Annotated in this window: 22 protein-coding genes; 5 read left to right on the top strand and 17 right to left on the bottom strand. The window is 60.6% G+C overall.

Annotation, left to right across the window (positions count from 1 at the left end):
* Position 1: 1 nt before the first annotated feature.
* The gene (locus AC6I79_RS01090) at positions 2-643 is read right to left on the bottom strand and encodes a hydrolase (RefSeq protein WP_021508093.1); all 642 of its coding nucleotides are present in this window, start codon (positions 641-643) and stop codon (positions 2-4) included.
* Positions 644-895: 252 nt separating this feature from the next.
* Between AC6I79_RS01090 and AC6I79_RS01085 the strand changes: the two genes are divergently transcribed.
* The gene (locus tag AC6I79_RS01085; protein WP_031279808.1) at positions 896-1,813 is read left to right on the top strand and encodes a bestrophin family protein; all 918 of its coding nucleotides are present in this window, start codon (positions 896-898) and stop codon (positions 1,811-1,813) included.
* 184 nt (positions 1,814-1,997) lie between these two features.
* Here AC6I79_RS01085 and AC6I79_RS01080 read toward each other — a convergent pair whose 3' ends face one another.
* From AC6I79_RS01080 to AC6I79_RS01065, 4 genes are all read right to left on the bottom strand, one after another.
* Positions 1,998-2,894, bottom strand: coding sequence for an alpha/beta hydrolase (locus tag AC6I79_RS01080; RefSeq protein WP_058759350.1), 897 nt, complete (start codon positions 2,892-2,894; stop codon positions 1,998-2,000).
* A 163-nt stretch (positions 2,895-3,057) separates the two neighbouring features.
* The gene (locus AC6I79_RS01075) at positions 3,058-3,405 is read right to left on the bottom strand and encodes a hypothetical protein (protein ID WP_021507870.1); all 348 of its coding nucleotides are present in this window, start codon (positions 3,403-3,405) and stop codon (positions 3,058-3,060) included.
* Between the two features lie 26 nt (positions 3,406-3,431).
* Positions 3,432-4,781 carry a cation:proton antiporter gene (locus AC6I79_RS01070; RefSeq protein ID WP_159378010.1) on the bottom strand — a complete coding sequence of 450 codons (1,350 nt, stop codon included), beginning with the start codon at positions 4,779-4,781 and terminating at the stop codon, positions 3,432-3,434.
* A 53-nt stretch (positions 4,782-4,834) separates the two neighbouring features.
* Positions 4,835-6,043: an MFS transporter gene (locus AC6I79_RS01065; protein WP_152390341.1), complete on the bottom strand. Its 1,209-nt coding sequence runs from the start codon at positions 6,041-6,043 to the stop codon at positions 4,835-4,837.
* Between the two features lie 93 nt (positions 6,044-6,136).
* Between AC6I79_RS01065 and AC6I79_RS01060 the strand changes: the two genes are divergently transcribed.
* On the top strand, positions 6,137-7,066 hold the full coding sequence (locus tag AC6I79_RS01060) for a LysR family transcriptional regulator (RefSeq protein ID WP_152390340.1): 930 nt from the start codon (positions 6,137-6,139) through the stop codon (positions 7,064-7,066).
* 274 nt (positions 7,067-7,340) lie between these two features.
* Here AC6I79_RS01060 and AC6I79_RS01055 read toward each other — a convergent pair whose 3' ends face one another.
* The 10 genes from AC6I79_RS01055 to AC6I79_RS01010 form a co-directional block, all read right to left on the bottom strand.
* On the bottom strand, positions 7,341-7,841 hold the full coding sequence (locus tag AC6I79_RS01055; RefSeq protein WP_021507874.1) for a TIGR00645 family protein: 501 nt from the start codon (positions 7,839-7,841) through the stop codon (positions 7,341-7,343).
* A 54-nt stretch (positions 7,842-7,895) separates the two neighbouring features.
* Entirely contained in the window at positions 7,896-10,571 is a 2,676-nt protein-coding gene (gene kdpD, locus AC6I79_RS01050) for a two-component system sensor histidine kinase KdpD (RefSeq protein WP_058780224.1), read from the bottom strand.
* A gap of 108 nt (positions 10,572-10,679) precedes the next feature.
* Positions 10,680-11,252, bottom strand: a complete 573-nt coding sequence (kdpC, locus tag AC6I79_RS01045) for a potassium-transporting ATPase subunit KdpC (protein ID WP_021507876.1) — start codon at positions 11,250-11,252, stop codon at positions 10,680-10,682.
* Positions 11,253-11,263: 11 nt separating this feature from the next.
* Positions 11,264-13,312: a potassium-transporting ATPase subunit KdpB gene (gene kdpB, locus AC6I79_RS01040; protein WP_021507877.1), complete on the bottom strand. Its 2,049-nt coding sequence runs from the start codon at positions 13,310-13,312 to the stop codon at positions 11,264-11,266.
* Positions 13,313-13,319: 7 nt separating this feature from the next.
* On the bottom strand, positions 13,320-14,999 hold the full coding sequence (kdpA, locus tag AC6I79_RS01035; protein WP_058770924.1) for a potassium-transporting ATPase subunit KdpA: 1,680 nt from the start codon (positions 14,997-14,999) through the stop codon (positions 13,320-13,322).
* Positions 14,999-15,088 carry a K(+)-transporting ATPase subunit F gene (gene kdpF, locus AC6I79_RS01030; protein WP_021507879.1) on the bottom strand — a complete coding sequence of 30 codons (90 nt, stop codon included), beginning with the start codon at positions 15,086-15,088 and terminating at the stop codon, positions 14,999-15,001. Before kdpF ends, kdpA begins: the two co-directional genes overlap by 1 nt.
* 108 nt (positions 15,089-15,196) lie before the next feature.
* On the bottom strand, positions 15,197-16,360 hold the full coding sequence (locus AC6I79_RS01025) for an HD-GYP domain-containing protein (RefSeq protein ID WP_021507880.1): 1,164 nt from the start codon (positions 16,358-16,360) through the stop codon (positions 15,197-15,199).
* A gap of 91 nt (positions 16,361-16,451) precedes the next feature.
* On the bottom strand, positions 16,452-16,784 hold the full coding sequence (locus tag AC6I79_RS01020) for a HigA family addiction module antitoxin (RefSeq protein ID WP_058775157.1): 333 nt from the start codon (positions 16,782-16,784) through the stop codon (positions 16,452-16,454).
* Positions 16,785-16,832: 48 nt separating this feature from the next.
* Positions 16,833-17,132, bottom strand: coding sequence for a type II toxin-antitoxin system RelE/ParE family toxin (locus AC6I79_RS01015; RefSeq protein WP_059013049.1), 300 nt, complete (start codon positions 17,130-17,132; stop codon positions 16,833-16,835).
* A 59-nt stretch (positions 17,133-17,191) separates the two neighbouring features.
* Positions 17,192-18,586, bottom strand: a complete 1,395-nt coding sequence (locus AC6I79_RS01010; protein ID WP_159378007.1) for an MFS transporter — start codon at positions 18,584-18,586, stop codon at positions 17,192-17,194.
* Between the two features lie 435 nt (positions 18,587-19,021).
* Here AC6I79_RS01010 and AC6I79_RS01005 point away from each other — a divergent pair, with 435 nt between their 5' ends.
* Positions 19,022-19,936: a sugar ABC transporter substrate-binding protein gene (locus AC6I79_RS01005; protein ID WP_021507882.1), complete on the top strand. Its 915-nt coding sequence runs from the start codon at positions 19,022-19,024 to the stop codon at positions 19,934-19,936.
* Between the two features lie 224 nt (positions 19,937-20,160).
* Here the strand turns inward: AC6I79_RS01005 and AC6I79_RS01000 are convergent, their stop codons facing one another.
* Positions 20,161-20,655 (bottom strand): GNAT family N-acetyltransferase, encoded by a 495-nt coding sequence (locus AC6I79_RS01000; RefSeq protein ID WP_021507883.1) that lies wholly within the window; start codon positions 20,653-20,655, stop codon positions 20,161-20,163.
* A gap of 63 nt (positions 20,656-20,718) precedes the next feature.
* Between AC6I79_RS01000 and AC6I79_RS00995 the strand changes: the two genes are divergently transcribed.
* Positions 20,719-22,551, top strand: a complete 1,833-nt coding sequence (locus tag AC6I79_RS00995; protein WP_159378006.1) for an ABC transporter ATP-binding protein — start codon at positions 20,719-20,721, stop codon at positions 22,549-22,551.
* Here AC6I79_RS00995 and AC6I79_RS00990 read toward each other — a convergent pair.
* The gene (locus AC6I79_RS00990) at positions 22,548-23,672 is read right to left on the bottom strand and encodes a GNAT family N-acetyltransferase (RefSeq protein WP_159378005.1); all 1,125 of its coding nucleotides are present in this window, start codon (positions 23,670-23,672) and stop codon (positions 22,548-22,550) included. The genes AC6I79_RS00995 and AC6I79_RS00990 overlap by 4 nt on opposite strands.
* Positions 23,673-23,856: 184 nt before the next feature.
* On the opposite strand from AC6I79_RS00990, the gene AC6I79_RS00985 reads away from it, so the two are divergent.
* Positions 23,857-24,756, top strand: coding sequence for a LysR family transcriptional regulator (locus tag AC6I79_RS00985; RefSeq protein ID WP_058759361.1), 900 nt, complete (start codon positions 23,857-23,859; stop codon positions 24,754-24,756).
* Positions 24,757-24,838: the final 82 nt, after the last annotated feature.

Below are 24,838 nucleotides of genomic sequence, written 5' to 3'. Positions count from 1 at the left end.
ATCAGCCCTGACGCTGCGGCGCTTTGTGCACCATGGTGTAGGCGTAGTCGACGCCCATGCCGTAGGCACCGCTGTGCTCACGCACCAGATCCATCACTGCATCGTAGGTCTCTTTGCGTGACCAGTCGCGCTGGTACTCCAGCAGCACCTGCTGCCAGGTCACCGGCACCGCACCCGCCTGCACCATGCGTTGCACGGAACGTTCGTGCGCATCAACACTGGTGCCGCCGGAGGTATCGGTCACCACATACACTTCATAACCGGCTTTCAGCGCCATCAGGGCCGGGAAAGTCAGGCACACTTCGGTCCACAGCGCCGAGATGATCAGTTTTTTACGACCGGTTTTCTCTACCGCCTCGACAAATTTCGCGTCTTCCCAGGAGTTCATGGAGGTACGCTCAATCGGCTTCGATTCCGGGTGCACCGCCAGCAGTTCTGGCCAGATGTAGCCGCTGAAGCTTTCCGTTTCTACCGAGGTGTAAATCACCGGCACGTCGAAAATTTTCCCCGCTTTCGCCAGGGCGACGGTGTTATTTTTGAGCTGCTGGCGGTCAATATTGGCGACACCAAACGCCATCTGTGGCTGATGGTCGATGAAGATCAGGGTTGAGTTCTGTGGGTCAAGCAGGTCGAGTTTAGACATGATAGTTTCCTCTAAAGTGGTTTTAAATTTGTGTGTTGTGCTGCTGGAATAAACTTTAGAGAAAGCGCGGACAAAGAGATAACGCAAAGAATTTTACAACTTGTTCAAAGCGTTTTTAGAAGCTTGATTTAAATAGATTAATTAGTCAAAGCGCAGCGTTTTTGCTGGTAAAACAGCGGCTCACCGGCGTTGATTCTGCGCCTGCGACGGGCGTAATCTGTGCCGACAAAATCATAAAAACACCATCGCAAAATGATCGTACGTCCTCATCAACACTGGTTTCTCCGGTTGTTTGACTGGCACGGCTCAGTGCTGTCTCGCATTGCGTTCCGCCTGTCGCTTAACCTGCTGATGTCAGTGATCGCCATACTGGGTTATCCCTGGTATTCCACGCTCGGCATTCACCTGACCACCGCACCGTTCAGCCTGATTGGCGTGTCGATCGCCATCTTTCTTGGCTTTCGCAATAACGCCAGCTACGCGCGCTTTATCGAGGCGCGCACGCTGTGGGGCAATATGCACATTACTCAGCGCTCGCTGCTGCGCCAGGTGAAAACGCTGCGCGGACTGCGTGCGGAACAGGTGCAGGAGTTTATCGGACTGCAGCTGGCGTTTAGCTGGAGCCTGAAACACCGGCTGCGTAAAACCGATGCGCAAGCCGATCTGCAGCGGCTGCTGCCGCCCGCGTGGCACGCCGCGGTGCTCGGCCATCCGATGCCGACCTCGCAAATCATGTTATGCATGGGCGAATGGCTGGCGCAGCGGCGTGATGAGGGGTTAGTGACGGATATCGTCTGGCAGAGTATTGATGACAACCTTAACCATCTGTCGGCGTATCTGGGGGGGTGCGACCGGCTGGCCAGCACACCGATTCCCTTCGCCTACAGCCTGATTCTGCACCGCACGGTGTATCTGTTCTGCACCCTGCTGCCGTTCGCGCTGGTGGCCGATTTGCACCTGATGACGCCGCTGGTGTCGGTGTTTATTTCGTACACCTTTTTGTCGCTGGAGTCGCTGGCGGAGGAGCTGGAAGATCCGTTCGGCACAGCGCCCAATCACCTGCCGCTGGACGCGCTGTGCGTGAATATCGAACGCAATCTGAAAGCGATGAACAACGATTTTCCGCTGCCGGCAGCGAGCCAGCCGGACCGGTATTTTAATCTGACGTGACGGCACGGGCTGATTCAATCGCCATGCTCGCTGAGCGCACCGCATCGTAGCGGCGCGATTTATCGCGCTAATCCGACCGCTGCGCCGCTGTTTTTTGCGCAATAAATTGCGCCGCTACGGTTTGTGCGGAAGGTTACTACAGCGCCGTTGCAAGCGCTCCTGGATTGATGCGCCAGTAAAGAAATTATCCCAGCTTATCCAGCCAGCGGACATACGCCTGGTCCCACAGCGCGGCGGGGGTGCCGGCTTTACCGAGGCCAAAGCCGTGGCCGCCGCTGCTCAGTTCAATCAGCTCAACCGGCACGCGCATACGGCGGCAGGCGTCGCGCATCAGCTCGGTGTTATGAGGGTTGGAGGTATGATCGTCCTCCGCCTGCGCCAGAAAGGTTGGCGGGTAGGCGCGGGTGACGTAATTTTGCACTGACCAGTTGGCTTCCTGGGTCGGCGTGGCGTCATTGCCCACGATCATCTGGTGAGTACGGGTGTGCTGATACGGCGCTTCAAGGGTGATAACCGGGTAAATCAGCCCGACGCTGTCTGCGGTTGGCCGGATGTCATCCAGCGAATCCTGCGGTGAATAGGTGACGAAGTCAGGCCGCGCTGCCGCCATGCCGAGCAGATGGCCGCCGGCCGAAAAGCCCAGCAGGTGCACCTTGTTTTCCATCGCGCGCACCATGCGAATCGCGCGCTGCGCATCCTGCAGCGGCGCCAGTCTGCCGGCCTGCCACTTTTCACCCGGCAGTCGGTAGCTCAGCACGTAGGCAGTATACCCGTTGGCATTAAGCCAGCGCGCGACCGGCCAGGCTTCGCGCCCCATGCCGATAAAACGGTAGCCGCCACCAGCCGCAACGATCACCGCTTCGCCGTTGGGATTCTCCGGACGAAAGCGCTGAATAGCGGGAGAAACGATATTGGTCCATGAACCGTTAGCGCTGACTTTCAGTAAGCCAGACGGACCGCCGCCGCCCGGTGGGTCGTCCGGCCAGAGCGGAATAATGTCATCCCGGGCAAACAGTTTGCCCGCCGTCATGGAGAGTACGGTTGCTCCGCTAGCCAACAGAAAACGACGCCGTGTAATCATCTTGCCCAGTAGCCGGTATGGAAAATGCGCCAGCCCGGAGGCGGCGTCTCATTATGTGATGCAGGTCCTGTTTCAATCTGGCGATAATGTACGCATTTCGTACAAAAAAGCCATAAAAAAACGCGCCAGAAAAGGCGCGTATTCACGAAGAGAAGGGGAAAAGTTAATCCTGCTGCTGGAATTGAGTCATCACCGTCTGCTCACACTGCTGCTGATCGTGGCGCAGCTTCGCCCGCTCTTCTTCGCCCAGCTCCAGCCAGCCGTTGACCACTTCCTGCGCGGTTTCCTCGTTGAAGGAAGGCTTGTTCATGGCCGACGGTGACTGGCTGGCCGCCAGCTGTGACTTCATTTTCTCAGTGTAGCTCTGCATGTCACCGGTTTTCTGCTCCCCGCTAACAATGTGGCACAGCTGGCTGGCATAGATATTCTCCTGCGCGTCGGCATCCGTATCATCCGCCAGCGCGCTGGCGGACAGCGACAGCCCTACCAGGGCGATAAGCAATGCTTTCATAATAAGCTCCCGTTATTTCCAGAAAATCACGTTTCATCTTGCTGCGTGCGTGCCGCCTGCCGGGCAGCACGCCAGTTCAGTAGCGGCGTCACCGTGATGCCGTGCAGCACAATGCTGCACACCACCAGCGTCAGCGCCATGTCCATCATCTGTTCCGCCTGCGGGCCCTGCAGGCCATGCACCCAGGCATAAGCAATATAATTGATACTGCCGATGCCGCGAATCCCCAGCCAGCCAATCAGCATCCGCCGCATAAACGGCATTTCGCAGCGCCAGGTGGTCAGCCATACCGCCAGCGGCCGCACTACCACAAACAGCAGCAACGCCAGGCCGATGCCGGTGAGATTCCAGTGATGCGCCAGCGTGATGCCCAGCACCACCATCATCGCTGCCGCCAGCAGGCGTTCGATAGTATCACCAAACGACAGCGCATCGCCGACCACCAGGCCGACCGATTTTACCGGGCTGCCGCCCTGCTGCTTCAGACGCTGGTTAGGATTGACCAGCACCTCTGCCGGCAGGTAGCGCTTCTCTTCCGGCAGGTCTTCCAGCGGAAAGCGTTTAGTCACGCGCAGCTCGGCGCGGCGCAAGCCGACGCCTGCCGCAAAGGTGGCAAGAAAGCCAGACGCATCCACCGACTGCGCCGCCGCGTAGCTCAGGGCAATCAGTGCCAGCGCGAGAAAATCATTGGGCGCCACGTCGTGATGCGCGCTGCGCAGATGGGTCGCCAGCTGGCCGATCAGCCGTCCGAGCAGGTAACCAATCGCCAGCCCGCCCCCAATCGCCCACACCACATCGCGCGCCGCCCAGCCGCCCAGCAGCTCCAGACTGAAGGCGCCCGGGTGCATCAGCAGCAGCGCCAGCATCAGCAGCGGCAGCGCTGAACCATCGTTCATGCCGGCCTCGCTGGAGAGCGCCACGCGCAGCGCATCGTCATCGCGCGCATCGTTTACGGAGATCAGGCTGGCAAGCACCGGGTCGGTCGGGGCAACAATGGCACCAAACGCCAGCGACAGCGGCCAGCCAAAGCCGGTAATCCAGTGAATCAGGCAGGCCATGCCGCCGACGGTCAGCAGCATCGCCGGGAATGCCAGCCGCAGCCCGACGCGCCACGCGTGCGCGCTCATCGGCAGACGCAGCTTGAGCCCGGTGATAAACAGCGAGGCGGCCATGGTGATTTCGGTGATATGGGCGGCGAGCTCGGCGTGGCCGATAATGTCGATTTGCAGCAGATTAAGCATCCACGGGCCACACAGAATGCCCGCGAACAGGTAGAGACCAAACGACGTCACCGGCCCCCGGTGAATCCAGCCGGAAGCCAGTGACATCAAAAGTAGCAGACCGCCAGTAAGGGCGGTCCAGGCCAGGAAGTTCATAACGCTCCGTTTTTAAATAACATTCTCCTTTAAGCCTGGCACAGGATCGTGAATTAGTTTTGCAGATGGCGACTGGCGAGACGAATCAGCAGCGCAAGCACAGCGGCAGCCGTCGCAAGGCTGACCACGCCATTCCAGCCGAAATGGGCCAGCGCCAGGCTGCCGAGCGCCGCGCCGGTCGCCATACCGATAAACACCACGGTGAACATCAGCGCATTGAGGCGGCTGCGCGCTTCCGGCGCCAGGCTGTAGACCAGCGTCTGATGCGCCACCAGCGTGGCCTGCACGCCAAGGTCAAAGCCGATGGTGCTGAGGATAATCAGGCCAAGCTGGGCCGGCACCGACAGCACCGGCAGCAGGAACATCAGGGCAAACGACACCATCACCAGCGTGGCGCCATACTGGGTGACACGCGCCGGGCCGATGCGGTCGGCAAAACTGCCCGCCAGCGGCGCGGCCAGCGCCCCGGCGGCACCGGCCAGACCGAAGGCCCCTGCCACGGCGCTGTCGAGATGGAAGCGATCGCTCAGCATCAGCGCCAGGGTAGACCAGAAGGCGCTAAAACTTACCGACAGCAGGCCCTGCGCCAGCGCCGCGCGGCGCAGCGTCTGGTGATGCTGCCACAGATGCGCCAGCGACAGCAGCAGACGCGGATAGCTCACCGTGGTGCCCGGCGTAAAGCGTGGCAGCGCGCGCCACAGCGCCAGGCTGCTCAGCAGCACCGCCGCCGCCGCCATCATGTACATGGTGCGCCAGCCCAGATACTCCGCCACCACGCCGCTCACCACGCGCGACAGCAGAATGCCGACCAGCAGCCCGGTCATCACCGTGCCGACGGTTTTGCCACGGCTGCGCTCCGGTGCCAGCGCCGCTGACGCTGGCACAATGTCCTGCGCCACGGTAGCGGTTAATCCGGTAACAAAGCTGGCGATCAGCAACGCATTGATACCGCCGGAAAAGCCGCACAGCAGCAGCGCGGCGACCAGCAGCAAGCCTTTAATCAGAATGATGGTGCGGCGATCGTGGCGGTCACCAAGCGGGGCCAGCAGCAGAATCCCCAGCGCGTAACCGGCCTGGGTCAGCATCGGCACCATACCGACGCTGCCAATGCCCACATTGAACTGTTTACTGATGATATCCAGCATCGGCTGGCTGTAGTAAATCGATGCCACGCTGAGACCGGCACCGGCCGCCAGCGTAAACACCAGCGGTGCCGGCAGCTTTTCAGCAGGCATGGCAGAAGATTGAGACATGGCAGACATAGTGGTTTTCCCCCGTGATAATGCGCTTATTAAAGCGCGTTGCGGCCATACGCGGTAGACTGCTATGACACAGAACTGTTATGCATGGTACGTATGAGCACACTCACCAGCGTTGACCGCATCGAACTGATGCAGACGTTTATCCGCATTGTTGAAAGCGGCTCGCTGTCGGCGGCCGCGGCGCAGCTCGGCACCACCCAACCCACCGTGAGTCGCCGTCTGCAGGCGCTGGAACAGCGGCTCGGTCTGAAACTGATTTTACGCACCACCCATGCGCTGAAACTCACCGACGACGGGGAACGCTGCTATGCCCAGGCGCGGCAGCTGGTGGCGACCTGGCACGCGCTGGAAGATGAGTTAACCGGCGCGAATGACGACCCGATCGGCACGCTGCGCGTGCGTGCGCCGCATGCATTTGGTCAGGATCAGTTGATTGCGCCGCTGATGGATTATCTGCAGCGCTATCCGCGCCTGGCAGTGGAGTGGATGCTCAACGACCGCACGCCGGACTTTGTCAGTGAAAACGTTGACTGCGCCATTCAGGTCGGCGCGCCCACCGATCCGTCGGTGGTGGCAGTGCTGCTGGCGGAAGTGCCGCGCTTTGTCGTTGCGGCACCGGCGCTGCTGGCGGCTCATGCGCCGGTGAAAGAGGTTACCCAGTTGACGCAGATGCCGTGGCTGGCGCTGACCAGTTTTTATCGTAACGAAATTGCGCTGCAGCGTCTCAGCGACGGCCAGCCGATCAACCTGGCGATTGCCCCGCGCCTCGCCAGCGATAGCCTGTACGCGGTGCGTAAAGCCGCGCTGGCGGGCATGGGTGCCGCGATTGTGTCGTCATGGGTGGTGCAGGAGGATTTAGCCAGCGGCGCGCTGGTGCAGCTGGTGCCCGACTGGCAGGCACCGCCGCTGCCGGTGTGGCTGACCTACCCGTGGGCCAGTTATTATCCGGCCCGCCTGCAGCATTTTTTCGCGATGATCAGGGACGTGATGCCGCAGCTGACCGGCACGCAGCCGGTGCGGTAAGGGGCCAGGTCGCCATAAATGGCGATCCTACGGGACACTGCGGTTTTTTACAGGGTGCGCATTCATGTGCACCTGCTGCAACTGGTCAGGTCGCCATGAATGGCGACCCTACGGGGCACTGCAGGTTTTGTAGGGTGCGCATTGATGCGCACCTGGTGCAACTGGTGCAACTGGACAGGTCGCCATGAATGGCGACCCTACGGGGCACTGCGGGTTTTTTACAGGGTGCGCATTGATGCGCACCTGATGTAATCGGTCAGCTCGTGCGTAAAGGTCACGATTTCTTTTCAACCTTCGACATATTATCCAGCCAGCCCATCACAAAGGCCGACAGCACGAAGGTCAGGTGGATGATCACGTACCACATCAGCTTTTCGTTGGCGACGTTGCGCGCATCCATAAAAATACGCAGCAGGTGAATCGATGAGATCGCCACAATCGAAGCTGCCACTTTGTTTTTCAGCGAGCCGGAATCCATCTTGCCGAGCCAGCTCAGCTTCTCTTTGCTTTCATCGATATCCAGCTTGGAGACAAAGTTCTCATAGCCGGACAGCATCACCATGACCAGCAGGCCACCGACCAGCGTCATATCCACCAGCGACAGCAGCAGCAGAATCAGATCGTTTTCCGCGATGCTGAGAATGTTGGGCAGCAGGTGAAAAATTTCCTGAAAAAATTTAACCGTCAGCGCCAGCAGCCCCAGCGAAAGTCCAATGTAAACCGGTGCCAGCAGCCAGCGCGATGCATACATCAGGTTTTCGGTAAAACGTTCCATAAGTTCCCATTTATCAACAGACAAGCCATCGAGTATAACCGAACTTATGTGAAGTTATTTCAGTGCTTCTTCAGAAATTTCAGGCGCGACTGGCAGCGGCAGCGACAGGCGAAACACCGCCCCGCCCTGCGGCCGGTTTTCCGCCCAGATGCGACCGCGATGTGACTCAATAATGGTTTTGCTGATGGCCAGCCCCAGCCCGACGCCCGGCACGGCCGACTCCTTGTCGCCGCGGGCAAACTTGTCAAAAATGCGCGTCAGATTCTCCGGCGCAATGCCCGGTCCGTTATCCCAGACAGCGATCTCCAGCCGGGTTTTATCGCGCCAGGCGCGAATGCCGTGCTGCGCGGCATTGCCGGCATACTTCAGGCTGTTTTCGATCAGGTTAGTAAACACCCGCTCCAGCATCGCGCTGTCGCCTTTGATCAGGACCAGCTCCGGCGGTAAATCCAGCGTAAAGTCGTGCCCTTTCAGCGACGGTCCCATGCTGCTTAGCGCGCCGCCAATCACCTCGTCCAGCGCCACCCACTCTTCGCGCAGATTCAGCCCGCCGGACTGAATACGCGCCATATCCAGCATGTTACTCACCAGCCGGATGGTGCTCAGCGTCTGTTCGCGGATCTGATTGGCCTGGCCGACGTATTTCGACTGCTCGCTGGCGAGGTCCAGCATCAGCATCTCGGCCTGGCCAAACAGCACCGTCAGCGGCGTGCGCAGATCGTGGGACAGCGCCGACAGCAGCGCATTACGCAGCTGCTCGCGCTCGGCGGCCAGCCGTGACGCGGCTTCGCTGTGCGACAGCGCCATGCGTTCCAGCGCGTTGGCAATCAGCACCGTAAAGGTCTCCACCAGCCGCTGCTGTTCGGGAATCATCAGCTGGCGCAGGTTGTCCGGCTCAACCACCAGCAGGCCGCGGCAGTGTGCCCCGCTTTTCAGCGGCAGAATCTGGTACGGCACCGCCGGTAACGTATCGGTGCCGGCACCGGCCGGTTGCCCTTTGCTGTAGCTCCATTTGGCGATGCCGAGGTCGGGCGGCGTCCCGATGGTGCTTTCACCCGCCGACTGCAGCTCACCCTGTTCGTCGGGCAGCAGCAGCTGGCTGCGCGCCTGCAGCGTCACCTCAATGACGCGCTGGCTGGTAGCAGCGATATCCTGCGGCGTCAGCGCGCTGCCGAGCGATTTCGCCATCTCATACAGATGACGCGCGCGCTGTTCACGGTAGCGCGCCACCCGCGCCTGATAGCGCACGCCGGCGGTGAGATTGCCGACAATCACCCCGACCGCCAGCATCACCGCAAAGGTCACCAGATATTGCAGATCCGATACCGCCACCGTGCCGGTGGGGGCCACAAACACCAGGTCGAAGGCCAGAATATTGATTACCGTGGCGAACACCGACGGCCAGCGGCCAAAGCGCAGCGCCACCAGCACCACCGCCAGCAGATAGATCATCACCGCGTTGGCGGTATCAAACTCCACCAGCCACCAGCGGCCAATCAGCGTCACCAGCACGCACAGCGCGATCGCCATCAGACACCCGCGCAGGTGCAGCCGCCATTTCTCGCCGCTGGCACGCTGGCCGCTCAGGGCCGCTGGCACATCGCGCACCGGCTCATCGAGCGCCACTACCAGCAGGTCGAGCTCCGGCCCCAGCTCGCCGAGACGCTGGGCAAAGCTGTCGCGTCGCCAGCGCCGCTGCGGCTGCCGGCCGGTAACAATTTTGCCGAGATTGTGCTCGCGCGCATAGCGCAGCACCGCGCGCGCCTCGTCCGGATCGGACAGCGTGGCGGTCTCCGCGCCCAGCTCCTGCGCCAGCTGCAGCGTGCGCAGAATGGCGCGCCTCTGCGCTTCCGGCAGTCGGTTGAGGCGCGGCGTTTCCACATACACCGCATGCCACTCGCTGCCGAGCCGGGCAGCGAGACGGGCGGCGGTGCGTACCAGCTTTTCACTGCCGGTGTCGTCACCGATGCACAGCAGAATCGCGTCGCGCGTGTGCCACACTTTGTCGCGCCCCTGCTGATCGCGCCAGGCGCGCATCTGATCGTCTACCCGGTCGGCCGTGCGGCGCAGCGCCAGTTCACGCAGCGCGAACAGGTTGCCTTTGCGGAAGAAATTTTCGATGGCGCGCTCGGCGCGGTCGCCGACGTACACTTTGCCCTCTTTCAGCCGCTGACGCAGATCGTCCGGCGGCAAATCCACCAGCACCACTTCATCGGCGCTGTCGAAAAAGGGATCAGGTACGGTTTCGCGCACCTGAATGCCGGTGACGCCGCCCACCACGTCATTCAGGCTCTCCAGATGCTGCACGTTGACGGTGGTAATCACGTCGATACCGGCATCCAGCAGTTCTTCAATGTCCTGCCAGCGCTTGGGATGGCGCGAGCCCTGTACGTTGGTGTGCGCCAGTTCATCCATCAGGATCACCGCCGGATGGCGCGCCAGCGCGGCGTCGAGGTCGAATTCCGCATGGCGCGACCGACCAGTGGCGCGCCGCGCCAGCACCGCCAGTCCCTGCAGCAGCGCGGCGGTCTCTTCACGGCCGTGGGTTTCGACCACGCCAGCCAGCACGTCCAGCCCCTGCGCACGCAGGCGCTGCGCCTCCTGCAGCATGGCGTAGGTTTTCCCTACGCCCGCGCAGGCGCCGAAGTAGATTTTCAGTTTACCGCGATGGCTGTCGCTGTGATTGAGCAGCAGGGCATCGGGATCGGGGCGCGGTAATTCGTCGTTCATGCGAGGTCCATTTTTATCGCGTGCACCAATGTGGCATTGCGCAATAAATTGCGCCGCTACGGTATGTGCACATTTTTGTAGCGGCGCGATTCTTCGCGCGGTTTGAAACTATCCCTGCAAATCATCCAGCGCCATATTCAGCCGCAGCACGTTCACCGTTTCTTCGCCGATAAACGGCAGCAGCGGGCGCTCGGTGTTGCGCGCAATCAGCGCCTCGACGTCTTTCAGCGTCATGTTGCGCGCTGCCGCAACGCGCGGTGCCTGCCACAGCGCAGCTTCAGGGGAGATATCCGGATCCAGGCCGCTGCCTGAAGCGGTTACCAGCTCCACCGGCACCGCTGCCGGCGCCTGCGGATTGGCAGCGCGCAGCGCAGCAACCCGTTCCGCCACCGCTTTATCCAGCGCCGGATTACTGGCGGCAAGGTTGCTGCCGCCTGACGCCTGCGCGTTGTACGGCACGTCGCTGGTGGCCGATGGACGGCCCCAGAAGTGACCCGGCTGGCTGAACGCCTGACCGATCTGCTCTGAGCCACGCACCGCGCCGTCGCGCTCAATCAGCGAACCGTTGGCCTGCGACGGAAACCACCACTGCGCCAGTCCGGTGGTCAGCAGCGGATAGACCGCGCCGGTCAGCAGGGTAAGCAGCACTAACAATACTATAGCCGGACGTAACTGACTCATTTCTCTTCTCCTTACACCAGGCCCGACAGCGTCAGCAGCAGGTCGATCGCTTTAATGCCAATAAACGGCACCACTAAACCGCCTACGCCATAAATCCACAGATTGCGCCGCAGCAGCGCCGCCGCGCTCATCGGCCGATAGCTCACGCCTTTCAGCGCCAGCGGAATCAAAAACACAATCACCAGCGCGTTAAAGATCACCGCCGACAGAATCGCCGAGGCCGGTGAATGCAGCGCCATCACGTTCAGCATATTGAGCTGCGGATAGGTCACGGCAAACGCCGCCGGGATGATGGCGAAGTATTTCGCTACATCGTTGGCGATACTGAAGGTGGTAAGCGAACCGCGCGTCATCAGCATCTGTTTGCCGATGTGCACCACTTCCAGCAGTTTGGTCGGGTTCGAGTCAAGATCGACCATGTTGCCCGCCTCTTTCGCCGCCTGGGTGCCGGAGTTCATCGCCACCGCCACGTCAGCCTGCGCCAGCGCGGGCGCATCGTTGGTGCCGTCGCCGGTCATCGCCACCAGGCGCCCTTCCGCCTGATACTGGCGAATCAGCGCCAGCTTGGCTTCCGGCGTCGCTTCCGACAGGAAGTCATCGACACCGGCTTCCGCCGCAATCGCCGCGGCGGTTAACGGGTTATCACCGGTGATCATCACCGTTTTGATGCCCATCTTGCGTAGCTCGGCGAAACGTTCCTTGATGCCGCCTTTAACGATGTCCTTTAACGCCACCACGCCCAGCACTTGTGCGCCTTCGGCCACCACCAGCGGCGTACCGCCGGCGCGCGCCACCTCTTCCACCCGGGCATTAACCTCAGCCGGGAAGCTGCCGTGGCTGGCTTCGATATGACGGCGTACCGCGTCGACCGCGCCTTTGCGGATCAGGCGATCCTGCACGTTGACGCCGCTCATGCGCGTCTGCGCGGAGAACGGGATAAAGCTGGCGCCCATGCTGCTGAGATCGCGTTCGCGCAGGTTAAATTTCTGCTTCGCCAGCACCACGATGCTGCGCCCTTCCGGCGTCTCATCGGCCAGCGATGCCAGCTGCGCCGCGTCGGCCAGCTGCTGCTCGCTGACGCCCGGCGCGGGCAGGAACTGCGTCGCCTGGCGGTTACCGAGCGTGATGGTGCCGGTTTTGTCCAGCATCAGCACATCGACGTCACCGGCAGCCTCCACGGCGCGCCCGCTGGTGGCGATCACGTTGGCTCCCAGCATGCGGCTCATGCCCGCCACGCCAATCGCCGACAGCAGTCCGCCGATAGTGGTGGGAATCAGGCACACCAGCAGCGCCACCAGCACCGTCACGCTAACCGGCGTGCCGCCCCAGGCGGAAAACGGCCACAGCGTGGCGGTCGCCAGCAGGAACACAATGGTCAGCGACACCAGCAGAATGGTCAGGGCGATTTCGTTGGGCGTTTTGCGGCGTTTCGCGCCTTCCACCATGGCGATCATGCGGTCGAGGAAAGTTTCGCCCGGATTGACGCTGCACTGAATCACCAGCCAGTCCGACAGGATGCGCGTCCCGCCGGTTACCGAGGCAAAATCCCCGCCGGATTCACGAATCACCGGTGCCGATTCGCCGGTAATGGCGCTCTCATCGACCGATGCGCCGCCCTCCAGCACTTCACCGTCGCACGGGATGATGTCGCCGGCTTCCACCAGCACCACATCGCCTTTGCGCAGCGTATCGGCCGCCACCGGCCGCCACTGCGCACCGTGAAACGGTTCCGCCAGTTTCTTCGCATCGCTGTGCTTGTTCACCCCTTTCAGGCTGTTGGCCTGCGCCTTGCTGCGCCCTTCCGCCAGCGCTTCGGCGAAGTTAGCGAACAGCACGGTAAACCACAGCCAGATGGCGACCGCCGCGGTAAAGCCGGCGCTGCCGTTCAGCTGCCCCGCCGCCATACCGATGGCCAGCAGCGAGGTGAGCACGCTGCCGATCCACACCAGAAACATCACCGGGTTGCGAAACTGTACGCGCGGATCGAGTTTTTTCACCGCATCCAGCATCGCGGTGCGCGTCAGCGCCGCATCAAACAGCGCCAGTTGTTGACGACTCATGATTCCGTTATCCCTGAATAAGTTGCAGATGTTCCGCCACCGGGCCAAGCGCCAGCGCGGGAACGAAGGTCAGCGCACCCACCAGCAGCACGGTGCCCACCAGCAGTGCGATAAACAGCGGGCCGTGAGTCGGCAGCGTGCCGTTGCCCACCGGCTGAATTTTCTTCGCCGCCAGCGAACCGGCAATGGCCAGCACCGGAATGATGATGCCGAAGCGGCCGACCAGCATGCAGAAGCCCAGCAGCAGGTTCCAGAACGGGGTGTTGGCGCTGAGACCGGCGAAGGCGCTGCCGTTGTTGTTGGCCGCCGACGACACCGCATACAGCACCTCGCTGAAGCCGTGAATGCCAGGGTTGGCCATACCGGCGCGTCCGGCTTCGGTCATCATCGCCAGCGCAGTACCCAGCAGCACCAGCGTCGGCGTCACCAGAATCGCCAGCGCGGTCATTTTCATCTCCCACACATCGATCTTTTTGCCCATGTACTCCGGCGTACGGCCAATCATCAGACCGGCGATAAACACCCCGAGCAGCACGAACAGCAGCATGCCGTACAAGCCGGCACCGACGCCGCCAAACACCACTTCGCCCAGCTGCATCAGCCACATCGGCACCATGCCGCCCAGCGCAGTGAAGGAGTCATGCATGGCGTTTACCGCGCCGCACGACGCCGCGGTGGTGATCACCGCAAACAGGCTGGAGTTGAGAATGCCGAAGCGTGTCTCCTTGCCTTCCATGTTGATCGCGCTATCAGCGCCCAGGGTCAGAAAGTGCGGATTGCCGCGCAGCTCAGCCCACATCACCGCGACCACCGCCAGCACAAACATGATGCTCATGGCCCACAGCAGCATATGGCCCTGACGGCGATCGCCCAGCTGCTGACCAAAGGCAAAACACAGCGCGGCCGGGATCAGGAAGATGCTCAGCATCTGCACAAAGTTGGTCAGTGCCGTCGGGTTTTCAAACGGATGCGCCGAGTTGGCGTTGAAGAAACCGCCGCCGTTGGTGCCGAGCATTTTGATCGCTTCCTGCGAAGCCACCGGCCCGAGCGGCAGCGTTTGCTGCGCGCCTTCCAGCGTGGTGAAGGCATGATAGGGTTCAAAGTTCTGAATGCTGCCCTGGCTGACAAAAAACAGTGCCATCAGCAGGCTAATCGGCAGCAGCACGTAGACGGTGATGCGCGTCAGGTCGCGCCAGGCATTGCCGAGCGTTTCCAGCGAACGGTTAGCAAAACCGCGCATCAGCGCAAACGCCACCGCAATACCGGTTGCCGCCGAAAGGAAGTTTTGCACCGTTAAGCCCGCCATCTGGCTGAAGTAACTCAGCGTGCTCTCGCCCGCGTACGCCTGCCAGTTGGTGTTGGTGACAAAGCTGATCGCCGTATTGAGCGCCAGATCCCAGCTCAGGCCAGGCAGATGCTGAGGATTGAGCGGCAGCGCGCCTTGCCCCATCAGCATCGCCAGCAGCAGCACAAAGCCGAGCGCGTTAAACAGCAGGATGGCCAGCAGATAGTGCGGCCAGCGCATCGCCGCGCCGTCAACGCCGGCCAGACGCCACAGCACGCGTTCGCTGCGCGTTAGCAGGGGTTTATCCGCCACCATCAGCGCCAGCAAGCGGCCCAGCGGCTGCGCCAGCACCATCAGCACCAGCAGATAGCACGCAATCAGTAAAAACGCATTCGCCGCCATCAGAATGCCTCCGCATTAAGCAGGGCATAAATCAGGTAGCCCAGTAATAAAAATACCAGCACGATGCCGGCTATCACGCCCACACTCACAGCAACCTCCAGAGGATTTGGTAGTGCAGCAAGCATGCGCGGCGCGGCATAAAGAAGGGGTAAAAAGGCGCAGAGCGGGCGTAAAGAAAGTATAAAAACGCGGGCAGATCAGGCGCTTTCCAGCGCCCAGATGCGGTTCAGGTCAACGTTGTGCCACAAGCCGCTGTCCTCAGCGCCGGTGATGGTATCGGTGCAGAAGCTGTCGCCGAGGTCCAGCGCTTCCGGTTTGACCTCGCGCTGCGAATGCAGCGACCAGAACACATGCACTTTGGGCTTCAGCAGCGATTTTTCCCCGGCCTGCACCACCAGCGCCACGCGCCCGGAAGCCAGCCGTACCAGCGAGCCCACCGGATAAATACCGATGGTGCGCACAAACGCGTGCAGCAGCGCACTGTCAAAGTGGCCGCGCCAGCTCAGCATATTGTGCATCGCCTCAGCCGGCGTCCAGCCTTTGCGATACGGGCGATCGGAGGTCACCGCGTCGTAGACGTCACACACCGCCGCCATGCGTGCGTAGAGCGAGATCTCTTCGCCCTGCAGCCGATGCGGATAGCCGCTGCCATCGAATTTTTCATGGTGATGCAGCGCAATATCCAGCAAATCTTCATCCGCATGGGCTTCCATCAGCATTTGCGCACCGACGATTGGATGCTGGCGCATAATCGTAAACTCTTCGTCGGTGAGCTTATCCGGCTTGTTGAGGATGGTCAGCGGCACCGCGGCTTTACCGACGTCATGCAGCAATCCGCCCATGCCCACGCGACGCAGCTGCTGCTCATCCAGCCCCATTTTCTTGCCCAGCGAAATCATCAGACCGCACACCGCCATGGAGTGCAGGTAAGTGTAATCGTCATGATTTTTCAGCCGCGCCACGCTGAGCAGCGCGGTTGGCTCGCGGGTAATCGATCCGGCAATTTCATCGACCAGCTCAAGGGTAAAGGCAAGATCGAGGCCCTGCCCCATGCGCGCTTCGTTGAACATCGCCAGCACCTGCGGCTTGCCCTGGTTGAAGATGCACTGCGCCTGATCCATCTCGCGGAAAAACGGCGTCTGTGGAATGTCTTTTTTCGGCTGCGGCGTGGCAGGCGCGCGCACCGACCGCTCGGGATCGATCCATACCTGCTGGATCCCCTCGTTACGGATCAGGGCGATCTGACGCTTATCGGTGATCAGCATCTGGTTGCGAATGCGTTTGTCCTTGATCCACCAGACCTCAAGCTTGTGGATAAACATGCCTGGCCGCAGCTCGTCAACGGTAATCAGCTTTATCACGATATCGCTCCTTAATATCAGTGGATGGTAAGGAGTGATATCGGCAGCTGAGCAAAAAATCTTCAGGGCGGCGTGACTGGTCGGGACAGGTTCAGGCAACCTGCGTGCCGCGCTGGGCTAAAAAGGCACTCAGCGTCATGACACGGCTTAACTCCTCCTGCGTTCTGGCGTCATTTTCCACTTCCCACTGATCGAGATGACGCTGCAGGTTAAGCCAGAATTCAATCGAGGTGGCGAAAACCCGTGCCAGCCGGTAGGCCATCTCAGTGCTGAGTTTACGGTTGTTATTCACCAGCGCGCTGACGGTGTTGCGATGCACATTCAGCATCTCCGCCAGATCATTCACTTTGAGGTTGAGCGGTTCGAGAAATTCATACTGCAGGACGTCCCCCACGCTGGTGGGTTTGCGCATTGCTTGTTTCATAAGGTGCTCTCTTTGGTACGGGTAGCGGGCCAGAAGGGATCGTTAGCGCTATTTTTTGTAGCGGTGCGGATCCAGATACAGATCCCAGGCTTCGCCTTTTGCCCACTGGAAAATTAGCCGATACTGCGCGTTAACCCGAATCGAATAATAACCCAGCAGCGGCGGCTTTAACGCTTCAAAACGGTTACCCGGCGGCGAACGCAGATCCTGATGCGAAGTGGCGGCATGAATGATATCCAGCTTACGCGCCAGCGCTGATTCAATCGCACGCGGAATCTGCGCATGCGGTGTCCCATGGGTATAAAATTGTGCCAGCCAGGCCTGACGAAACGCCCTGATTGAACCCATCCTGCTTCCCTGCCTGTCTTACGAACCAGCAGGTAAAATAGTGCACTCATGCACAGTGCTCAAGTGCACTTTTTAACATCATAGTTTATTTCCGATCGGGATTCCAGATCGGCAACCTCAGACCGATCGCCTACGCGTTCAATCGGGCCCATCACCAGCAGGAACAGCAGTGCCGCGACGACACAGTGCGCACCGACGAACACCAGGCCGATGCTGTAACTGCCGGTCAGGCCAACGATCACGCCAAACAACAGCGGCGTGATAAAGCCCGCCATGTTACCGATACCGTTGAAGATCGCGCCGGCGAGGCCAACCGCTTCTTTGGGTGCCGTATCGCTGACCACGGTCCAGGTGCCCGCGCCCGCCGCCACGCCTTTGCCGAAGAAGGCAAACGACATGATGGCGATAATGCCGGCGTTGGAAGGGATCACCGCCGCCAGAATCAGCGAGGCGGCCATCAGCATGCCAATGATGTACGGCGTTTTGCGCGCCCACGACAGGCTCCAGCCGCACGCCAGCAGCATATCTGAGATATAGCCACCGCTGATGCCGCCCAGAAAGCCAAACAGCGCCGGTGCAATGGTGGCGAAACCGGCATCCAGAATGTTCATGCCGCGCGCCTGCACCAAATAGATCGGGAACCAGGTAATGAAGAAGTAGCTAAGCGCGATGGTGCAATACTGGCCGAGGTAGGCGCACCACAGCATGCGGTTGGTGAGCAATGTTTTGAACATCGCTTTGCTGACCGGTGGCCGCGCCCGCAGCGTTTGCGCGGCGTCGATATCCACCAGCGCGCCGCCCTGTTCAATGTAATGCAACTCGCTGGCGGAAACGTGCGGATGCTGACGCGGGCTGCGCATATAGCCCGCCCAGACAAACACCGCCAACACGCCGATGCCGCCGAGCACAAAGAATGGCCATTCCCAGCCATAACGCGACACCAGCCAGCCGGAGAGCGGTGAGAATATCGCCACGGCAAAGTATTGTGCCGAGGCAAACAGCGACGATGCGCGTCCGCGCTCTGCGCCCGGGAACCACATGATGACTGCGCGGGCGTTAGCGGGAAAGCTCGGTGCCTCAATCAGGCCCAGCGCGAAGCGCAGCGCAAACATCAGCGTCAGCGCCATGGTCATGCCACTGGAAAACTCACCGACAAATCCCATCAGCAGGGTCGAAACCGACCACAGCGCCAGCGTCACGCCGTAGACCTTTTTGGTGCCGAAGCGATCGAGAATCAATCCGCCGGGGATCTGGCCGATGACATACGCCCAGCTGAAGGCCGAAAGGATCAGGCCGAGCTGGATCGCCGACAGGCCAAACTCCTGTTTGATCGCCGAGCCGGAGATCGACAGGATCGAGCGATCGGCATAAGCGACCACTGACAGGAACAGAATCAGGCAAAGGATCCAGATACGCACATGGCTGTTCTGGCTGCGGTTTTTGCGTTGCAACATAGGCTGAATTCCTTGATGGAGGAGCATCCTGCCCCGAAGCGATGATGGTCAGGAATACCGCGCAGATTTCCCTGTTCAGCAACTATAGGAAGCCAGTGTTGCTCTGGTCATTGTGCGAATGAAGGAATCCGCGCGGCGAAACGGCGCGGGTTTTGGTCGCTGACACAAAGCCAGGTGCGGTAGCGCACAAAATTTTTAATCCGTGCTGGCTTTCGCCGCGGAATGTGCGCCAGCGCTGAGAAAAGAGTTTGCGCGATCACTATGAGCAGGCAAAGCATCCATGCGCGTCGGGCAAATTGTGCGCTGCACAGCAAATTACCACGCAGCAGATTGCCAGCTCTGCTGCCGGCTCGTAGGCTGAAAATGATTTCATTGAGCCATTTTCAACACCAATGAAAAATTTATTCTAATAAACAGCTTACTCTGGAGTCTGCGATGAAAACCCTCAAGGCGATACTGTTACTTGGCCTGCTGACCAGTTCGGCCTCCGCGCTGGCGGAGAAGATTGGCGTGTCGATGGCCTATTTTGACCAGAACTTCCTAACCATTATTCGTCATGCCATTGATAAAGAAGCCAAAGCGCGCGGGCTGGATGCCCAGTTTGAAGATGCGCGCGGCGATGTCGGCCGCCAGACCGACCAGGTACAGAGTTTTATCAGCGCCGGCGTGGATGCCATCATCGTCGATCCGGTGGATTCCGCCAGCACACCACAGCTAACCCGACTGGCACAGCAGGCGAAAATACCGCTGGTGTACGTCAACCGCACGCCAGGCGATAAAACCCTGCCGCCCGGCGTAGTGTTTGTTGGTTCGGACGAACGCGAATCCGGCACGCTGCAAATGGAGGCGCTGGCTAAACTGGCGAATTATAAAGGTAACGTGGCGATCATGATCGGCAACCTGACCGATGCCGGCGCGCTGCAGCGCACCAAAGATGTCGAGCAGGTGGTGGCGAAATACCCAGGCATGAAAGTGGTACAGAAGCAGCCAGCAAACTATGCGCGCAACGAAGGCATGGACCTGATGCTCAACTGGATTGGCAACGGTGAAGCGATCGATATCGTCGCGGCCAATAACGATGAGATGGCGATTGGTGCGGCAATGGCGCTGGCAAAGAGCAATAAAAAGATTCTGGTGGGCGGCATCGACGCCACGCCGGACGGCCTGAAGGCTCTGGCGCAGGACAAGATGCAGGTGACGGTGTTTCAGGACGCCATCGGTCAGGGCAAAACCTCGGTAGACGTGGCGCAGAAGCTGATTAAAGGCGAGAAAGTGGCTTCACACGTGTGGATCCCGTTCGAGCTGGTGACCAAAGAAAATATGCAAAAATACGTCGAGCGCAGCCAGTAGCCGACGGACACTGCGGGGGCGCGATTGTGGCGAGCTGAGCTGCCTGGTGCGCATCAATGCGCACCCTACAGATATTCTGTGAGCACTGTAGGGGCGTCATTTATGGCGACCTGGATTGCCTGGTGCGCATGAATGCGCACCCTACAGATATTCTGTGAACACTGTAGGGGCGCCATTTATGGCGACCTGGTTACCGGGCGCCCTGGTGCAGGCCGACGCAACCATCACTCGCGCAGTATCGCCATGACGATAATGTCGTGGTACTCGCCCTCGCGCAGGCAGGCCTTGCGCTTCACGCCTTCCTGCTCAAAGCCCAGGCGCTGATACAGACGCAGCGCGCGCTGGTTGTCGTGAAACACTTCCAGCTCAACGCGAATCACGCCCAGCCAGTTAAAGGCATAGTCGATACCCGTGCGGATCAGCCGCTCGCCGATGCCACGACCGCTAAACGCCGGATCGACGCCAATACCAAAACTGATGCTGTGACGCGTACGCGGCCGCTGTTCGGTAAACAGCGTCAGCTCGCCCACCATCTGCCCGTCGATTTCCGCCACAAAACCGATATAGCCTTCGCTGTCCATACGCTCGAATTTTTTCTGCCAGGTGGCGACGCTGGGAAACGGCAGCTGCGTGGTCCAGCGATACACCTCGGGATGACTGTATAAACGTTGATAGGCGGCGGCATCGCCCGGTTCGCGTCCGCGAATCTGCAAATCCATGTCGATAATCCCTGTTCAGTTGCACTAAGCTGTTAACTCTCACCGATCGGAAAGAGTGGCCTTATGTTGTATCGTCGTTTTGAACGTTTTATCAATATTTTTCAGGATGCCCCCACCGATTCCCCACCCGCCAGAGTGTGGCCGTTTTACCTCTATTATCTGCGTCAGGTGTGGCCAAGTTTTGTCGCGCTGCTGATTGTCGGACTGGCGCAGGCGCTGATCGAAGTGGCGCTGTTTAGCTATCTCAGCCGTATTATCGATCTGGTCAATCACACCACGCCCGCTACGCTGTTCAGCGATAACTGGCCGATTCTGCTGTGGATGGCGGCGGTGGCGCTGGTGCTGCGGCCGGTGGTGATCGCGCTGCACGATATGCTGGTGCATCAAAGCATTAACCCCAGCATGACCAGTATGATTCGCTGGCAGCATCACAACTATGTGCTGCGGCAGAGCCTCAATTTCTTCCAGAACGATTTTGCCGGCCGTATCGCCCAGCGCATCATGCAAACCGGTAACTCGCTGCGTGACTCGGCGGTTCAGCTGGTGGATGCCATCTGGCACGTGGTGATTTACGCCGTGACCTCACTGGTGCTGTTCGCGGAAGCTGACTGGCGCCTGATGATTCCGCTAATCGTCTGGATTGTGGCGTACAGTTTGTCGCTGCGCTTCTTTGTGCCGCGCGTTAAGCAGCGCTCGGTGGTGTCATCCGAGGCGCGCTCGAAGCTGATGGGCACCATCGTTGACGGTTATACCAACATCGCTACCCTGAAACTGTTTGCCCATAACGATCTGGAAAAACGCTACGCGCGCGACGCCATTCAGGAGCAGACCGACAAAACCCAGCATGCCAGCCGCATGGTGACCAGCATGGATATCACGCTGTCGACGCTCAATGGCCTGCTGATTGTCAGCACCTCCGGCCTCGCGCTGTGGCTGTGGAGCCAGTCGCTGATCAGCGTAGGCGCCATCGCGCTGGCCACCGGGCTGGTGATTCGCCTGGTGAACATGTCCGGCTGGATCATGTGGGTGGTGAACGGCATCTTCGAAAACATCGGCATGGTGCAGGATGGCCTGAACACCATTGCGCAACCGCTCAGCGTGCAGGATGCGCCGCAGGCGAAAAAGCTGCAGGTGATGCGTGGCCAGATCCGCTTTGAGGATGTGCGTTTTGACTACGGCGGCGGCCGCCAGGTGATTAACCGCCTGAATCTCAATATCAAGCCTGGCGAGAAAATCGGTCTGATTGGCCCGTCCGGCGCCGGTAAATCGACGCTGGTGAACCTGCTGCTGCGGCTGTATGACATCAACGGCGGGCGCATCCTGATTGACGATCAGGACATCGCGCAGGTCACACAGGCGAGCCTGCGCAGTCAGATTGGCATGATCACCCAGGATACGTCGCTGCTGCACCGCTCGATTCGCGAAAACCTGCTGTACGGTCGTCCGGATGCCAGCGAAGCCGAACTGCAGGCGGCGATTGTGCGCGCCCGCGCCGACGAGTTTATCCCGCTGCTCTCCGATCCGCAGGGCCGTACCGGGCTGGATGCGCACGTCGGCGAGCGCGGCGTCAAACTCTCTGGCGGCCAGCGCCAGCGCATTGCCATCGCCCGCGTGCTGCTGAAAGATGCGCCGGTTCTGATCATGGATGAAGCCACGTCGGCGCTCGACTCTGAAGTGGAAGCGGCGATTCAGGAGAGCCTGGAGACGCTGATGCAGGGCAAAACGGTGATCGCCATCGCCCATCGCCTGTCGACCATCGCGAAAATGGACCGGCTGGTGGTGCTGGAAAATGGCGGTATTGTTGAGATGGGTAACCATCACGAACTGCTGGCGCACGGCGGGCTGTACGCGCGCCTGTGGCAGCATCAGACCGGCGGATTTGTCGGCGTCGATTAATCGCCGCGCCGGTAAGGCAGGGCGTCGCGCGCTTCCTGTGCCCAGGCGTGTACCCCTGCCCGCTCCTGCTGCAGAAAATCCCCGACCGCATCACGCAGCCCCGGATGGCACAGATAGTGCCAGGAGTGGGTGAGTTGCGGTTCAAAGCCGCGCACCAGCTTGTGCTCGCCCTGCGCACCGGCATCAAAGCGCTGCAGCCCTTCGGCGATGGCGAAATCCATGCCCTGGTAGAAACAGGTCTCGAAGTGCAGCCGGTCAAACTCCGCCAGACAGCCCCAGTAGCGGCCATACAGCGTGTCGTCATCCATCAGACAGAAGGCCATGGCGGCGGGCTGCTGCTGTAGCGTGGCGATCACCACGCGAATCGCCTGCGGCATCCGCTCCGCCAGCAGGCTGAAGAAGGAGCGCGTCAGATAGGGACGCTGGCCGCGCACCGCGTAGGTGTTGGCGTAGCAGGTATACACAAAATCCCACTGATCTTCACGCAGCTCATCGCCGCGATACCAGTTAAACGCAAAGCCGCTGCTGGCCACCTGTTCACGCTCTTTGCGCAGCTGCTTGCGTTTGCGCGACATCAGCGTGTCGAGAAAGTCGTGAAAATCGCGGTAGCCGCGATTGTGCCAGTGATACTGCACGCCGAGACGCGCCAGCCAGTCCGGCTGGGTTGCCAGCAGCGCGTTGGCGTGCGGCGTGGTGAAGTTGATATGCGCCCCGCTTAAGCCGTGCCGCTGCAACGCATCGGGCAGCGCTTCCAGCATCGGGATGATGGCCGTCTCGTCGCCCAGCAGACGCGCACCGGTCACCGGGCTGAACGGAATGGCGCCGAGCCATTTGGGGTAATAGGCGATGCCGGCACGCTGGCAGGCATCGGCCCACGCGTGATCGAACACATATTCGCCCCACGAGTTGCGTTTACGGTAGCCCGGCAGCGCCGCACGCAGCCTGCCGTCTTCGCGCCACAGCAGATGATCCGGCTGCCAGCCGTTTTCCGCGCGCACGCTGCCACTCTCCTCCAGCGCGAGCAGGAAGGCGTGACGTAAAAAAGGTTGATTGTCAGGTAACAGCGCATCCCATTCGGCAGCGGTGATCTCCGCCAGCGATGACAGGTGAAGCAAAGGCATTGGTGGCTCCCGGCCAGCTTAAGGCGAATGCCTAGTTCAGCAGGTTTTGCCGCCGTGCGAAAGGTGCGGCGCACTGAATGTAAAGCGGGTCGTTGCGCCATGCTGCGCACATTGCTGTCGCGGCCCGTGCCACGATTTTTCACTTCGCCTGTGTATACTCACCCTTTTCCTTGCAGGAAATGCCATGGATCGTCTTGATTGTGATCGCATGTTTGTCGCCGTACTCGAAGTCGGCAGTTTTGCCGGTGCCGCCGCCCGGCTCGGCACCAGCAGCGGCCAGGCGTCAAAGCTGGTGTCGCGTCTGGAGCAGCAGCTTGGCGTGCAGCTGTTCAAGCGCAGCACACGGGCGCTGTCGCCCACCGAGATCGGCCGCGCCTATTACGAGCGGGTGAAAACCCTGCTGGAGGCGTTCGACGCGCTGGATGCCACGGTGCAGGAGAATGCCCGCTCGCCCACCGGCCGCCTGAAGATTAGCGCACCCGGCACCTTCGGCACCGCGGTGCTGGCCAGCGTGCTGGTGGCGTTCGCGCGTCACTATCCGCTGATTGAGCTGGACGTCAACTTCTCCGACCGCGCCGTGAATATCGTCGATGAAGGCTTCGATATGGCGATCCGCATCGGCAAGCTGGACGACAGCAGCCTGATTGCGCGCCGTCTGGGCGAGGTGCCAATTCGCCTCGCCGCCGCGCCCGGCTATCTGCTGCAGCACGGCACGCCGCAGCACTGGCGCGATCTGGCGACGCATCAGTGCATCAGCGATACCAACTTTCGCGATCCGTGGCACTGGCCGTTCGTCACGCCGTGCGGCGACAGCGTCAGCATGCCGATTCGCGGCCGCCTTTGCTTCTCCAATACCGAAGCCTGCCTGCAGGCGGCGCTGGCCGGCCTCGGCATTGCACGTCTGCCCGGTTTTATCGCTGCACCGGCGCTGCAGCGGGGCGAAATCGTCACGCTGCTGGAGGACTTTGCGCCGCCAGCCATGGGCCTGTTTGCCCTGTATCCGCCCGCGCGCCATCTGGCGCAGAAAACCCGCCTGCTGATCGACTTTCTGGCCGAGCACTTCCGCCTGCATCCGCCCGGCTGATTCCTTCCATTCTGGAAACAATCAAAGCCGTTTTGCCCGGATTATCAGCATAACGGCAGCACGGTAAGCTGCTGACATCACT

The sequence above is a fragment of the gamma proteobacterium symbiont of Scutellera amethystina genome, from assembly GCF_059730845.1.
Note: the sequence above shows the minus strand (reverse complement) of the source record. Positions and strands in the feature narration are given on the sequence as shown.

Coding starts and splice junctions, on each gene's coding strand:
- AC6I79_RS01055 (WP_021507874.1), bottom strand. CDS start 7,841: ATGGAACGTTTTACCGAAAACCTGATGTATGCATCGCGCTGGCTGCTG.
- AC6I79_RS01070 (WP_159378010.1), bottom strand. CDS start 4,781: ATGAACTTCCTGGCCTGGACCGCCCTTACTGGCGGTCTGCTACTTTTG.
- AC6I79_RS00985 (WP_058759361.1), top strand. CDS start 23,857: ATGGATCGTCTTGATTGTGATCGCATGTTTGTCGCCGTACTCGAAGTC.
- AC6I79_RS01010 (WP_159378007.1), bottom strand. CDS start 18,586: ATGTTGCAACGCAAAAACCGCAGCCAGAACAGCCATGTGCGTATCTGG.
- AC6I79_RS01015 (WP_059013049.1), bottom strand. CDS start 17,132: ATGGGTTCAATCAGGGCGTTTCGTCAGGCCTGGCTGGCACAATTTTAT.
- AC6I79_RS01075 (WP_021507870.1), bottom strand. CDS start 3,405: ATGAAAGCATTGCTTATCGCCCTGGTAGGGCTGTCGCTGTCCGCCAGC.
- AC6I79_RS01020 (WP_058775157.1), bottom strand. CDS start 16,784: ATGAAACAAGCAATGCGCAAACCCACCAGCGTGGGGGACGTCCTGCAG.
- AC6I79_RS01005 (WP_021507882.1), top strand. CDS start 19,022: ATGAAAACCCTCAAGGCGATACTGTTACTTGGCCTGCTGACCAGTTCG.
- AC6I79_RS01065 (WP_152390341.1), bottom strand. CDS start 6,043: ATGTCTGCCATGTCTCAATCTTCTGCCATGCCTGCTGAAAAGCTGCCG.
- AC6I79_RS01090 (WP_021508093.1), bottom strand. CDS start 643: ATGTCTAAACTCGACCTGCTTGACCCACAGAACTCAACCCTGATCTTC.
- AC6I79_RS01000 (WP_021507883.1), bottom strand. CDS start 20,655: ATGGATTTGCAGATTCGCGGACGCGAACCGGGCGATGCCGCCGCCTAT.
- AC6I79_RS01085 (WP_031279808.1), top strand. CDS start 896: ATGATCGTACGTCCTCATCAACACTGGTTTCTCCGGTTGTTTGACTGG.
- AC6I79_RS00990 (WP_159378005.1), bottom strand. CDS start 23,672: ATGCCTTTGCTTCACCTGTCATCGCTGGCGGAGATCACCGCTGCCGAA.
- AC6I79_RS01060 (WP_152390340.1), top strand. CDS start 6,137: ATGAGCACACTCACCAGCGTTGACCGCATCGAACTGATGCAGACGTTT.
- kdpB (WP_021507877.1), bottom strand. CDS start 13,312: ATGAGTCGTCAACAACTGGCGCTGTTTGATGCGGCGCTGACGCGCACC.
- kdpA (WP_058770924.1), bottom strand. CDS start 14,999: ATGGCGGCGAATGCGTTTTTACTGATTGCGTGCTATCTGCTGGTGCTG.
- kdpC (WP_021507876.1), bottom strand. CDS start 11,252: ATGAGTCAGTTACGTCCGGCTATAGTATTGTTAGTGCTGCTTACCCTG.
- AC6I79_RS00995 (WP_159378006.1), top strand. CDS start 20,719: ATGTTGTATCGTCGTTTTGAACGTTTTATCAATATTTTTCAGGATGCC.
- AC6I79_RS01080 (WP_058759350.1), bottom strand. CDS start 2,894: ATGATTACACGGCGTCGTTTTCTGTTGGCTAGCGGAGCAACCGTACTC.
- kdpD (WP_058780224.1), bottom strand. CDS start 10,571: ATGAACGACGAATTACCGCGCCCCGATCCCGATGCCCTGCTGCTCAAT.